This is a genomic window from Agathobaculum massiliense (assembly GCF_900291975.1).
In the GTDB taxonomy this organism is placed as follows: domain Bacteria; phylum Bacillota; class Clostridia; order Oscillospirales; family Butyricicoccaceae; genus Agathobaculum; species Agathobaculum ammoniilyticum.
Map to the genome: position 1 here is coordinate 705,299 of NZ_OMPN01000001.1, position 12,500 is coordinate 717,798.

A 12,500-nucleotide genomic window follows, 5' to 3' on the forward strand; every position below is an offset into this window, starting at 1 on the left:
CATGTAAGCGAACAGCAAAATATATTCCATGACGCTCGTATGGCTTTATGCCGTCCGGGCGCTTTTTTGTCCCTATGGAGCCGAAACATCGGGTCAGCATGGCCCGAACTTTATCCCCGATGTCGCTCCCCGCCGCCCCATTCAGATTTACCAAAAAAATCTGAATGGAGGAAAGGCAGATGGAAGTTACCATCAATTATAACGGACAAGCTGTAGCTGTGGAGGTCACGCTGGAAGTCTATGAATTTCTTGACCGGGCCGATCACAAAACGGAAAACCTGTTCCATGAACAGCGGCGGCATTGGGATGGCCGGGAGTTTGACGAGTACATCATTACCACCGAGGGTGTAGGAGCCTACGGCGAAACGCCGGAAGAATATCTTTGCCGCATGGAAACGCTGCATGAGCTGATGGCGGTTCTGGACACCTGCACCAATGTCCAGCGCAGCCGGTTCCTGCTCTATGCGCTTGACGGGCTGAGCCTTGCAGAGATCGGTGTGCTGTGCGGCTGCTCCAAAGTGGCTGTGTATCAAAGTGTGGAGGCGGTCAGAAAAAAATTTATAAATTTCTTTGAAAACAGGCTTAACGAATGACCTGTTTTCTGGCTACCAAGTGAAAGGGATCATTTCCCTTATCTCAGCGAGGGGCGGACAGCGGACGAGCTGCCCGCCTCTCCGATTTTCAGGAGGTAAGCCTATGAAAACAATCAATCTGCGGTGGATGTATCCCCACTACCGGCATGACGAGTTTGTGGATGTTACGGACGAGGTATGGGCAGCGATGTATCGGGCCCAGCGGGAGATGGAGAACTATGAGCGTCGGAAAGTCTACCACCGCGCCTACTACTCTCTGGACGCATACAGCTGGCTGGAAAATTACGCACTGGAACACAGCAGATCGCCGGAAGATATTTTGCTGGAACGAGAAGAAATGACCACCCGCCTGCACCTGATAGCAGCTCTGCCGGTGGCTCTGGCTCATGCCACTCCGACGCAGGCCCGCCGTGTTCACGCCTACTACATTGCCGGTATCAAGCAGCCGGAAATATCCCGGAGAGAGGGCGTCCACAGCAGCAAGGTCAGCGTTTCCATCCGCCGGGGTCTGCGGAATATGCGCCGTTGCTATGATGGCCTTTTCCAAACAGAGTGAGGGCGTGCCTATGCAGACCATCAATCTCAAACAATATTATCCATTTTGCAAAGAGGACATTTTTGTGGAGGTGTCCGATGAGATCGTCGAAGCGTTTCTTCTGGATAAGAGAGCCGAGGCCGCCAGAGAACGCAAGATGTTCCGCTATAAGGCGTTTTACTCCCTCGATTGTAACGACGGAATCGAAAATGCCGCAATCGGCTGGGCGCAGCCATCGCCGGAGGATCATCTGATAGAAAAAGAGGAATTAGCCGAATATGAAGAACTGATACGGCGATTGTATGAAGCCATTTCTTCCCTGCCGCCTATGCAGGCTCGCCGTGTCCATGCCCGCTATATGCTGGGTATGAAAGTGAAAGATATTGCTGCAATGGGGGGTATCACACCATCGCAGGCGGGAAAATCCATCCACGCTGCATTGCGGGGGCTACGCCGGTACTTTGCGCGTCAGAAATGGACGGTCAATCTATGAGCGTTTCCAAAGAAAAGAGGTGCATGACATGAACGAAAAAATTACAGCCCACCCCTCAAAAGAAGAACGGGAGAAAGTCCTGAAGGAGATCTGGCAGCTTGAAAACCGCAAGAAGATTTTAGAGAACAAGCAGCGGAATGAAGAACGCAGGGTTCGCACCCGCCGCTTGATTGAGCGCGGAGCCATTTTAGAGGGGATTTTCCCGCTGGCTCCTAACCTTTCCGGCGCAGAGGTCAAAGCATTTCTGATTGCCCTGTCCCACCTTCCGGGGGCTGTGGAATTGACTGCAATCCTTCCAAAATCCGGGGACACACCATAAGTCCCTTGTTTACAAGGGCGCACTTATACACCGTTGCCGGTGCTGTGCGCCCTGCCGGGGGCGTTGCGTACTTCGTCCGCGATGGGAAGCTACGCTCCCCAAACCCCTTGTGCGCTCTGCGCAGCCAAACACCCGCTTTGCGTTTGTCCGGCTCCACAGAGTCTGTTATCCCCCTCACTGAAAGGAGGTGTTCCCCATAGATTTCTGTCATATCCCTGTCAGTATCATCAAGCGCAGCGCAGGCCGTTCTGCCGTTGCCGCAGCTGCTTACCGTAGCGGAACCAAGCTGACAAATGAATGGGACGGAATGACCCACGACTACACCCGGAAAGGCGGCATTGTTCATGCGGAGATCATGCTGCCTGCCCACGCCCCGCCGGAATTTGCAGACCGTTCTATCCTCTGGAACAGTGTGGAGCAAATCGAGAAAGCAAGGGACAGCCAGCTTGCCCGCGAGATCGAAGCAGCTCTGCCCCGTGAACTGTCCGGCGAACAACAGCTTGCCCTTGTGCGTGCCTATGTGAAGGACAACTTTGTAGACAAAGGAATGTGCGCCGATTTTGCTATCCATGACAAGGGAACCGGCAACCCTCATGTCCATATCATGCTGACGCTCCGGCCTTTGAAAGAAAACGGGCAGTGGGGTGCAAAGTGCCGCAAGGCATACGATCTGGACGAGAACGGACAGCGCATCCCGGATGGGAAAGGCGGCTGGAAAAATCATCGGGAGGATACGACCGACTGGAACGATAAAGGAAATGTGGAGATTTGGCGGGCAGCGTGGGCAGCCTACACCAACCGGGCGCTGGAATCTGCCGGTAGACCGGAGCGCATTGACCACCGCAGCTACAAGCGGCAGGGCATTGATAAAATCCCCTCTGTCCATCTGGGGCCAGCTGCCAGCCAAATGGAAAAGCGCGGTATCCGCACCGACAAGGGAGAGGTAAACCGGCAGATCGCCGCCGACAACAAACTGCTGAAAGAAATTAAAGCCCGCATTACCCGTCTTTATCGCTGGTCAAAAGCCGAAGCGGAAAAACCACAAACGCAGCAAAGCAGCTTGACCGCCTTGTGGGAAGCCCAGCAGCAGTTGAACGCTCCCCGCACCCGCACCGGCAAAATCCGGGCCTTGCAGGAAAGCGCTGCACTATTCAGCTTTTTGCAGGCAAACGGCATCCAGTCTATGCAGCAGCTCCATGAAAAAATCGCTGATATGAACATCCGTTACTATGACCTGCGGGGAAAGATCGTCAAGGCAGAACGCCGGATCGCCGCTCTTACCGAGCGCGGGGAGATGTGGGAACAGTACAACCGGTACAAGTCCATCCACAAGCAGCTTGCCAAAGTAAAGCCGGAAAAGCGGGAACAGTTTGAGCAGCGCCACAGCCGGGAACTGATCCTGTATGACGCAGCAGCCCGGTATCTGAAAGAATTGAAAGACAGCGGTGAGGCAATCACCCCGAAGGCATGGCAGCGGGAAATCGACCAGCTGATCGCCGGAAAGCAGACGGACACGCTTGCCATGAAATCCATGAGGGAGGATTTGAAAGCAGTGGAACGGCTCCGCAAAACCGCCGAGCAGCTGTCCCGACAGGAAAGGGACAAGTCTCACGACCGTGGGCCGGAGCGGTAAAGGCTACCGCGTTTTGGCGTACCCCTGTCAAGTACGTCGCGTTTCACGACATACCTTTGCATACAGAAAAACCGCCGTACAGGTTTCCCCATACGGCGGCAGACTGTTTATTTGCCGAACAAGTCGCTGTGTGTGCCGGTGCGGGCCAGCGTCAGCACCAGAACATCATCCTCTATGCGATAGACAAGCAGCCAGTCCGGGAGAATATGACATTCCCGATGGCCTGCCCAATCGCCGGACAGGTCATGGTCGCGGTTCTTATCCGGCAGCGGTTCGCCCATTGCCAGCAATGCTACGACCTGCTCCAGCAGCTCGATCTTCAAGCCACGCTTTATGGCTCGTTTGTAGTCTTTTTTGAAACTGGTCGTGTACTTGACGGTATATTTGGTTTCTTTCATCTTTTCAGGTCAGCAAATAACTCGTCAAGGTCATTGTAGCCCTTTACAGACGGGTCTTTTGCAATCCTTTCCGCTTCCAGCATGGCAGCAACCGTTTCTTTGTTCGGCTGTTCCAGCCTTACCTCAAAGGGAATGCCGCCTTCACGAAGCGACTGGCGCACAAAGATGTTAAACGCCGTAGTCAGGTTCATGCCAAGTTCCGTAAACAGTGCGTCCGCCTGCGCTTTCAAATCTGCGTCCATGCGGATACTGATGTTTGTGGTATTTCCAGCCATACGATCAACCCCTTTCTGCTGGCAATTATAGTATATGCCATTTGCACGAAGAAAACAATACTTTGCACGAATATTTAACAATAAATTCATTCAAGGAGGATACCTGCTTTATGAAAGAAATCATTTATGAAGAACAACAAGACTGAACCTATCCCTGTCATGGATTACCGCCAGTACCGCAGAGCGCGGAGGCTGGTGCATGAGTGCTGTAACTACATCGACGGAAACTGTATCTCCCTGGACGATGGGGAGGAATGTGTCTGTGTCCAGTCTATTTCCTACTCCCTGTTGTGCAGGTGGTTTCGGGCGGCGGTATTACCGCAGGATAAGGAACTGGAAACGGCGCTGTTCCACCGGCTGAATGCTAAGAAATGCGCCGTATGTGGGGCGCTGTTTACCCCCGGTTCTAACAGAGCCAAATACTGCCCGGAATGTGCCGCGCGCATGAAACGGATCAACGCCGCAAAGCGCAAGCGGAAACAACGGGAGAAATGTCACGCTTTAGGGGCTGAAAAACCCTTGTAAATCAAGGCTTTTTTCGAGGGTGTCAAAGGCAGGCTGATAGATTTATCCTCCGACCCCTAAAACGGCCTTAAAATGCGTACAGAATCCCAAGAGAAACCCCAAGGAGGAACCCTATGTCAGACAACCGAAAATATTATTACTTGAAACTCAAAGAAAACTATTTTGACGATGATTCCATCGTGCTGCTGGAAAGTATGCAGGATGGTGTGCTGTATTCCAACATTCTGCTCAAGCTGTATCTGAAATCGCTGAAACATGGTGGACGGCTTCAACTTGACGAGGACATTCCTTACACGGCGCAGATGATCGCCACCATTACCCGCCAGCAGATCGGCACTGTGGAGAGAGCCTTGCAGATCTTTTTGAAGCTGGGTCTTGTGGAAGTGCTGGACAGCGGCACATTCTACATGAGCAACATCGAACTTTTAATCGGCCAGTCCTCTACCGAGGCTGAGCGAAAGCGGGCTGCGAGGCTCCAAAACAAGGCTCTTTCCGCGGCCCGGACAAACGGCGGACATTTGTCCGACATTCGTCCACCAGAGATAGAGATAGAGTTAGAGAAAGAGATAGAGATAAAGAGAGAGATAGAGAAGGGACACCCCGCCCACGCCTATGGCCGTTACCAGAATGTTTTCCTGACGGACGGGGAACTGGCAGACTTACAGGCCAGCTTTCCCACTGTATGGGGCCAGTACATCGAAAAGCTGTCCGAGTACATGGCTTCTACCGGCAAGCGTTATCAGAGCCATGTCGCCACCATCCGGCGCTGGGCCGGTGAGGACGCGAAGAAAGCAGCCCCGCCCTCTCGCAACCGGGATTACAGCGTAAAGGAGGATGAAACCGTATGATTGAGATTACCGCAGAAATCCGGGCGCTGATTGACAAGGCAGCCGCCGGTGTGGAACTGGCTGAGGACGAGTGTATAGACCTGTCAGACGGTCTCATCCACTGTAAGAAATGCGGCGGCCAGAGGCAGACTGTTGTGCCATGCTTCGGGAAATCCGGCTACTTTATGCCGCGCTGCATCTGCCAGTGCCAGCGGGAGGCTGAGGAGCAGCGCAAGGCTGCTGAAGAACGGCAGCGCCGCATGGAGCGTATCAAACGCCGAAAGGCACAGGGTTTGCAAGACCGTTATCTGTACGACTACACATTTTCCAATGACAACGGCCAAAATCCCCTGATGGACAAGGCCCGCGCCTATGTGGAGAACTGGAAGGAGGCATACAGGAACAACACCGGCCTGCTGTTGTTTGGGGATGTGGGAACCGGCAAGTCCTTTTTCGCCGGTTGTATCGCCAACGCCCTGCTTGACCGGGATGTGCCGGTGCTGATGACGAACTTTCCTACCATCCTGAACCGCCTGACCGGGATGTTCTCTGAGGACAGGTCGGAGTTTATTGCCAGCTTTGACGAGTATGACCTGCTTATCATTGACGATCTGGGTGTAGAGCGCAGTACAGAATATGCTATGGAGCAGATGTTTTTCGTCATCGACAGCCGCTATCGCAGCCGCAGACCCATGATTATCACAACAAACTTGAAACTGTCCGAGTTAAAAAACCCGCCCGATCTGGCTCACGCCCGTATCTATGACCGTATTCTGGAACGGTGTGCGCCGATTCTCTTTGACGGGAAGAATTTCCGGGAAGAAAATGCCGGTGCTACCCGACAGGCAGCAAAAGACATTGTAAACAGTAAGCACGACTGATTTTTTACCGGGCGGCACAGACCCGTTCGGAGAAAGGAGCGCCATGAACAGAGAACCCCGTACTATGCAGGTGGCAGACGCCGCTACTGCGTCCAGAGCGCCGGAAAACACGCCAGCGATGGTAAAGAAAATCGGTAAGACAACCTACAAGGTTCATGTCCATTTCAGCAATACCAGCACAGAAACCATGAGCGATAAAATCAAGCGTATGCTCAAAAATGAAATTCAGCAGATGTAACAGACTGATAAACGAAGCCGCCTTGTGCTAAACTGATGATGGTACGCACCAAAATTTTTGTCAAGGAGGACACGAAAATGCTTTACACAGAAAAAGAGAAACATGAAATTGAGCGAGTAAAGGAAGTCTTTACGGAACATCTGCGGCAAAGCCCTGATTTTGAACTGCTCTGGTCGGACAAGGTGGGCTATGTCTGGCTGACGATTGGCGTAAATCCGCTTTATGTGGATACTGGCATCAGGATAGAATCAGCCGCCGATCTCTGCGGCAGGTGTTTGGACGATGTTGCTACGGATGTTTTGTATATGACGGGCAACGATCATGCACTGGAAGCAGCCGATCCGCTGGAATTGGCCGAAATCAAGAGGCGTTGGGAGCCATATATCAACCAGCTGCCAGACTACGCGTATCTCTGCAAAGACCTGCTGAACGGAAAATGTAATCTATCAAACGAGGAGTCAGGAGCCATACGGTGCTTCTGGCACCTTTTTTGTAGATTTTTTGTGAATTTGATTAAAAAATCCTTGACAATCTGTCTCTGGCAAGACAGCCAAAAGCATTTTGATTTCCTGCGGTGCAAGGCTGGCTCCCTTTGACATTCCACAGCTCCGGGAGATCATGTCCTATGACGAGCTGGAGCTTGATAAGCTGGGGGACGAAAAATCGGCGCTGTTCTTTCTTATCAGCGACACGGACACCACCTACAACTTTTTGGTTGCCCTCGCTTTTTCGCAGATGTTCAACCTTCTGTGTGAACGGGCTGACAACACCTATGGCGGGCGTCTGCCCTACCATGTGCGGGTGCTGTGGGACGAGGCTGCCAACACCGGGCAGGTGCCGGGGCTGGAAAAGATCGTGGCCGTCATCCGCTCCCGTGAGATCAGCCTGACGCTCTTTTATCAGGCTATGAGCCAGTGCAAGGCGCTGTACAAAGACCATTCCGAAACCGTCATGGGCAACATGGACAGTATCGTATTCCTCGGAGGCCGGGAGGCTTCCACCCTAAAGGATATTTCGGAAAACTGGCTGGGCAAGGCCACCATCTCTATGCAGACCGAGGGCCGAAGCCGTGGACAGTCTGAAAGTTACAGCCAGAATATGCAGCGGCTTGGCCGGGAACTGATGACCACCAGCGAGATCACCACCATGCCCGGGGATAAATGTATCTTGCAGCTTCGGGGGCTCCCGCCCTTCCTGTCCCCGAAGTATGACTTGAAAAAGCACCCGAATTACAAGTACACAGCCGAATTTGATAAAAAGAAAAACGCCTTCCGCTTGGAAAGCCTGTTCCGCCACCGGCCATTGAGACTAAAGCCGGAGGACGAATACACGGTGTACGAAGTGGACGGCTCCGACACGGACGAAGAAGCTGACCTGTTGAATTTCGATGATCTGGACAGCGACGAGTTTGTGTAACTTCGGGCCATGATGACCCGAAGCGCCGCCGATGTAGGCGGCTTTTTTTGTACCCAAAACCATCAAACAAACAAAATGGAGGAACGTATATGGAATTTTTCAATCAGGCAATCGACATTCTTAAAATTCTGGTCATGGCTCTTGGCGCTGGTCTGGCGGTATGGGGCGTCATCAACCTTCTGGAAGGTTACGGGTCGGACAACCCTGCGGCAAATGCTCATGTACGGTAAAGAAGCAAGCAACCGAAAACAATAGATAGACCGCCAGCACTACACTATTCCGAACCAAAGACCAAAAGATAAGCATTTTGAGAAAATCTAAACTTTTGGATTTTCCTACAATGCCGACTACGGCGGAATCCCTCCCACTCCTTATATATTTCTTTCTGTATACATTGAATTTGTATTTAGTAAAATGCAGACAACACCACGGATCGGCTTTTGGCTGGACAATTCCAACCAAACACCGCAGCAGACAGTAGAAACCATTCTGAACGTTAGGAAGCCGGTATGATTGTTACATATAAGGGGAAGAAAAATTTCTTTTAGATACTTGTTTTCCTAAAACTGATGTGATATAATAATTCAATTCCAGAAAAGGAGTAAAAAATATGCGGCAAGGTATTCTTAAATAAAACTATAATCAAATAGTGGGAACAAAGGATTATGATAGTCCCTTTTGTAGGGGCTTAGTTTTTTGTACCCAATTTAAGAATACTTTTGCCTTATCAATTTTGACATATCCCCAAAAACAGCACTCACAAACAGGTGTATGCTGTATATGTGTATGTCCGCAAATTATCATCCCCAGTGGTAAAAGTATTTTACTGCTGGGGATTTTTATGCCCTTCGGGGCAGTAAAGGGAGGACAATCACATGAAAATAATCAATATTGGAATTCTTGCCCATGTAGACGCTGGAAAGACGACCTTGACGGAGAGCCTGCTATATGCCAGCGGAGCCATTTCAGAACCGGGGAGCGTCGAAAAAGGGACAACGAGGACGGACACCATGTTTTTGGAGCGGCAGCGTGGGATTACCATTCAAGCGGCAGTCACTTCCTTCCAGTGGCACAGATGTAAAGTCAACATTGTGGATACGCCCGGCCACATGGATTTTTTGGCGGAGGTGTACCGCTCTTTGGCTGTTTTAGATGGGGCCATCTTGGTGATCTCCGCTAAAGATGGCGTGCAGGCCCAGACCCGTATTCTGTTCCATGCCCTGCGGAAAATGAACATTCCCACCGTTATCTTTATCAACAAGATCGACCAGGCTGGCGTTGATTTGCAGAGCGTGGTTCAGTCTGTTCGGGATAAGCTCTCCGCCGATATTATCATCAAGCAGACGGTGTCGCTGTCCCCGGAAATAGTCCTGGAGGAAAATACCGACATAGAAGCATGGGATGCGGTCATCGAAAATAACGATAAATTATTGGAAAAGTATATCGCAGGAGAACCAATCAGCCGGGAAAAACTTGTGCGGGAGGAACAGCGGCGGGTTCAAGACGCCTCCCTGTTCCCGGTCTATTATGGCAGCGCCAAAAAGGGCCTTGGCATTCAACCGTTGATGGATGCGGTGACAGGGCTGTTCCAACCGATTGGGGAACAGGGGAGCGCCGCCCTATGCGGCAGCGTTTTCAAGGTGGAGTATACAGATTGCGGCCAGCGGCGTGTCTATCTACGGCTATACAGCGGAACGCTGCGCCTGCGGGATACGGTGGCCCTGGCCGGGAGAGAAAAGCTGAAAATCACAGAGATGCGTATTCCATCCAAAGGGGAAATTGTTCGGACAGACACCGCTTATCCGGGTGAAATTGTTATCCTTCCCAGCGACAGCGTGAGGTTAAACGATGTATTAGGGGACCCAACCCGGCTCCCTCGTAAAAGGTGGCGTGAGGACCCCCTCCCCATGCTGCGGACGTCGATTGCGCCGAAAACGGCAGCGCAAAGAGAACGGCTGCTGGACGCTCTTACGCAACTTGCGGATACTGACCCGCTTTTGCGCTGCGAGGTGGATTCCATCACCCATGAGATCATTCTTTCTTTTTTGGGCCGGGTGCAGTTGGAGGTTGTTTCCGCTTTGCTGTCGGAAAAATACAAGCTTGAAACAGTGGTAAAGGAACCCACCGTCATTTATATGGAGCGGCCGCTCAAAGCAGCCAGCCACACCATCCATATCGAGGTGCCGCCCAACCCGTTTTGGGCATCCATCGGACTGTCTGTTACACCACTCCCGCTTGGCTCCGGTGTACAATACGAGAGCCGGGTTTCGCTGGGATACTTGAACCAGAGTTTTCAAAACGCTGTCAGGGATGGTATCCGTTACGGGCTGGAGCAGGGCTTGTTCGGCTGGAACGTAACGGACTGTAAGATTTGCTTTGAATACGGGCTTTATTACAGTCCGGTCAGCACGCCGGCGGACTTCCGCTCATTGGCCCCGATTGTATTGGAACAGGCATTGAAGGAATCAGGGACGCAACTGCTGGAACCTTATCTCTCCTTCACCCTCTATGCGCCCCGGGAATATCTTTCCAGGGCTTATCATGATGCACCGAAATACTGTGCCACCATCGAAACGGTCCAGGTAAAAAAGGATGAAGTTGTCTTTACTGGCGAGATTCCCGCCCGCTGTATACAGGCATACCGTACTGATCTGGCCTTTTACACCAACGGGCAGAGCGTATGCCTTACAGAACTGAAAGGGTATCAGGCCGCTGTCGGCAAGCCAGTCATCCAGCCCCGCCGTCCAAACAGCCGCCTGGACAAGGTGCGCTATATGTTTCAGAAGATAATGTAACGTCTTGCGCAATGCAAGCGTTCATTGCTGGCTATTGCGAAATATCATTGATAAAATCAGTATCAGAGAGGAGAAACTATTTTGAACCAGGAACAGACGAATATTACAACAGGAAAGCAAATACGTCATCTGCGAACACAATTGGGAATGACACAGGAAGAACTAGCCGGGGAATTGAATGTTACCCGGCAGGCACTATCGAATTGGGAGAGAGATGTTAATGAACCCGATTTAAATATGTTGAAAAAAATTTGCTTTCTTTTTGGAGTCAACATGGACGATTTTGCGAAGGAGGTAATAACAAAGATGGAAACATATGAAAAAAAGGAGAAACGACAATTTAATAAGTACGATATGGCAATTGGACTTTTTTATGGTGTTGGTATATTTCTTGGCATTGGTATTTTCTTTGTTGGCGGTTTTATGACAATGTCAGGTGCAGGGTGGGGAGCATCACTATTTGGCGGTGGCTGTTTTTCTCTTGTATTTGGCTTGATATGCCATGCAGTTATTACATTGAGAAGAAATGACAAATGATGACATATCCTGCTTTCTATACTTTTCGGTAATACCGAGTAAAAAAAGCCGCTGCTTTTGGCTTTCCAATAGCGGCGGCTTAATGCAAGCGGCGGCAAAGGGAAATATCCTTTGAATACCTTACAGAAGAAAAGTTTTGCAGCATTACAAAAATAAAAGCCTATACCATTTTGGAAAGAAAAGATACATAATAGTCAAGACGACAACAATCAGAAGTTATGGAGGGTAACAATGGAATATAGTAAGGAAGATTTAATGGAAGCAAAAAAGCAAATTTTGGGAGTGGGAGAGAACATGGGAACAGAGGAAAGTAAAAAAATCTGGGAGGAGAACGCACAATTTTGGGATAATGCAATGGGTGACGAATCTAATGAATTTCACAGAGAGGTAGTGCGCCCCAAAGTAACGGAACTTCTATCTCCTAATCCTGCGGATTACATTTTGGATATTGCGTGTGGCAATGGAAATTATTCTTCGTATCTTGCACAAAGAGGTGCTTCGGTTGTCGCTTTTGATTACAGCAAAAAAATGATAGAATTGGCTAAAAGACGGCAATCACAATATGCAAAACAAATTGAATTTTGTGTGGCGGATGCGACCGATAGAAAAAGTATATTAGAATTAAAAAGAAATCGAGCCTTTACGAAAGCAGTTTCTAATATGGCAATTATGGATATTACGGACATTGAACCACTTCTTATGGCTGTTTATGAACTGTTGCAGGAAAGCGGAATTTTTGTCTTTGCAACGCAACACCCTTGTTTTGTCACGTTGACTGAAAAATATATGACACCGCACAGTTACTATGATATAGCGATTGAAGGGCAACCGAAAGAGCAGATTTATTATCATCGTTCCATACAAGATATTTTTAACCTTTGTTTTAGAGCTGGATTTGTCATTGATGGATTTTATGAAGAATGTTTCAAAACCAACAAAGAAATTCCTATGGTAATGATAGTAAGGCTTAAGAAGGTAAAACGTGATAGCTTAAAATAAATTCAAGTTTGTCGGGTAAATAGCAAACCCAGCCGA

At 50.1% G+C, this 12,500-nt stretch carries 15 protein-coding genes and 2 pseudogenes; 15 read left to right on the forward strand and 2 right to left on the reverse strand.

The features are described 5' to 3' along the window. The first annotated feature begins 179 nt into the window (after positions 1-179). From DBQ51_RS03565 to mobQ, 5 genes are all read left to right on the forward strand, one after another. Positions 180-593, forward strand: coding sequence for an RNA polymerase sigma factor (locus DBQ51_RS03565; protein ID WP_107630804.1), 414 nt, complete (start codon positions 180-182; stop codon positions 591-593). A gap of 103 nt (positions 594-696) precedes the next feature. Further along, positions 697-1,149, forward strand: a complete 453-nt coding sequence (locus DBQ51_RS03570; protein WP_107630805.1) for an RNA polymerase subunit sigma-24 — start codon at positions 697-699, stop codon at positions 1,147-1,149. A gap of 10 nt (positions 1,150-1,159) precedes the next feature. Beyond that, a complete protein-coding gene (locus DBQ51_RS03575; protein WP_107630806.1) occupies positions 1,160-1,621 on the forward strand; it encodes an RNA polymerase sigma factor in 462 nt (153 codons plus the stop codon). A gap of 28 nt (positions 1,622-1,649) precedes the next feature. Continuing rightward, positions 1,650-1,940, forward strand: coding sequence for a DUF3847 domain-containing protein (locus DBQ51_RS03580; protein WP_107630807.1), 291 nt, complete (start codon positions 1,650-1,652; stop codon positions 1,938-1,940). 187 nt (positions 1,941-2,127) lie between these two features. Beyond that, positions 2,128-3,573: a MobQ family relaxase gene (mobQ, locus tag DBQ51_RS03585; RefSeq protein ID WP_107630808.1), complete on the forward strand. Its 1,446-nt coding sequence runs from the start codon at positions 2,128-2,130 to the stop codon at positions 3,571-3,573. Between the two features lie 107 nt (positions 3,574-3,680). On the opposite strand, the gene DBQ51_RS03590 is transcribed toward mobQ, so the two are convergent. Continuing rightward, on the reverse strand, positions 3,681-3,971 hold the full coding sequence (locus DBQ51_RS03590; protein ID WP_002596328.1) for a type II toxin-antitoxin system YafQ family toxin: 291 nt from the start codon (positions 3,969-3,971) through the stop codon (positions 3,681-3,683). Continuing rightward, positions 3,968-4,246 carry a type II toxin-antitoxin system RelB/DinJ family antitoxin gene (locus DBQ51_RS03595; protein WP_005924829.1) on the reverse strand — a complete coding sequence of 93 codons (279 nt, stop codon included), beginning with the start codon at positions 4,244-4,246 and terminating at the stop codon, positions 3,968-3,970. Before DBQ51_RS03595 ends, DBQ51_RS03590 begins: the two co-directional genes overlap by 4 nt. 126 nt (positions 4,247-4,372) lie before the next feature. Here DBQ51_RS03595 and DBQ51_RS03600 point away from each other — a divergent pair, with 126 nt between their 5' ends. The 10 genes and pseudogenes from DBQ51_RS03600 (at position 4,373) to DBQ51_RS03650 (ending at position 12,464) form a co-directional block, all read left to right on the forward strand. Continuing rightward, positions 4,373-4,771, forward strand: coding sequence for a cysteine-rich VLP domain-containing protein (locus DBQ51_RS03600; RefSeq protein ID WP_107630809.1), 399 nt, complete (start codon positions 4,373-4,375; stop codon positions 4,769-4,771). Positions 4,772-4,884: 113 nt separating this feature from the next. After that, positions 4,885-5,619, forward strand: coding sequence for a phage replisome organizer N-terminal domain-containing protein (locus DBQ51_RS03605; RefSeq protein ID WP_107630810.1), 735 nt, complete (start codon positions 4,885-4,887; stop codon positions 5,617-5,619). After that, positions 5,616-6,479: an ATP-binding protein gene (locus tag DBQ51_RS03610; RefSeq protein ID WP_107630811.1), complete on the forward strand. Its 864-nt coding sequence runs from the start codon at positions 5,616-5,618 to the stop codon at positions 6,477-6,479. Before DBQ51_RS03605 ends, DBQ51_RS03610 begins: the two co-directional genes overlap by 4 nt. A gap of 64 nt (positions 6,480-6,543) precedes the next feature. Further along, positions 6,544-6,717 carry a transposon-encoded TnpW family protein gene (locus DBQ51_RS03615; RefSeq protein ID WP_005924807.1) on the forward strand — a complete coding sequence of 58 codons (174 nt, stop codon included), beginning with the start codon at positions 6,544-6,546 and terminating at the stop codon, positions 6,715-6,717. Positions 6,718-6,794: 77 nt separating this feature from the next. Further along, positions 6,795-7,313: a hypothetical protein gene (locus tag DBQ51_RS03620; protein WP_456236514.1), complete on the forward strand. Its 519-nt coding sequence runs from the start codon at positions 6,795-6,797 to the stop codon at positions 7,311-7,313. Further along, positions 7,255-8,133 (forward strand): annotated as a pseudogene (locus DBQ51_RS03625) (VirD4-like conjugal transfer protein, CD1115 family); the annotation flags it as partial. The gene DBQ51_RS03620 and the pseudogene DBQ51_RS03625, both read left to right, overlap by 59 nt. Positions 8,134-8,222: 89 nt before the next feature. Continuing rightward, positions 8,223-8,351, forward strand: a pseudogene (locus DBQ51_RS03630) (Maff2 family mobile element protein); the annotation flags it as partial. A 657-nt stretch (positions 8,352-9,008) separates the two neighbouring features. Continuing rightward, on the forward strand, positions 9,009-10,928 hold the full coding sequence (tet(W), locus tag DBQ51_RS03640) for a tetracycline resistance ribosomal protection protein Tet(W) (protein WP_000691721.1): 1,920 nt from the start codon (positions 9,009-9,011) through the stop codon (positions 10,926-10,928). Positions 10,929-11,009: 81 nt separating this feature from the next. After that, entirely contained in the window at positions 11,010-11,465 is a 456-nt protein-coding gene (locus tag DBQ51_RS03645; RefSeq protein WP_001071126.1) for an XRE family transcriptional regulator, read from the forward strand. Positions 11,466-11,696: 231 nt separating this feature from the next. Beyond that, complete coding sequence (locus DBQ51_RS03650) at positions 11,697-12,464, forward strand: class I SAM-dependent methyltransferase (protein WP_000456787.1); 768 nt, start codon at positions 11,697-11,699, stop codon at positions 12,462-12,464. The last annotated feature ends 36 nt before the right edge of the window (positions 12,465-12,500 follow it).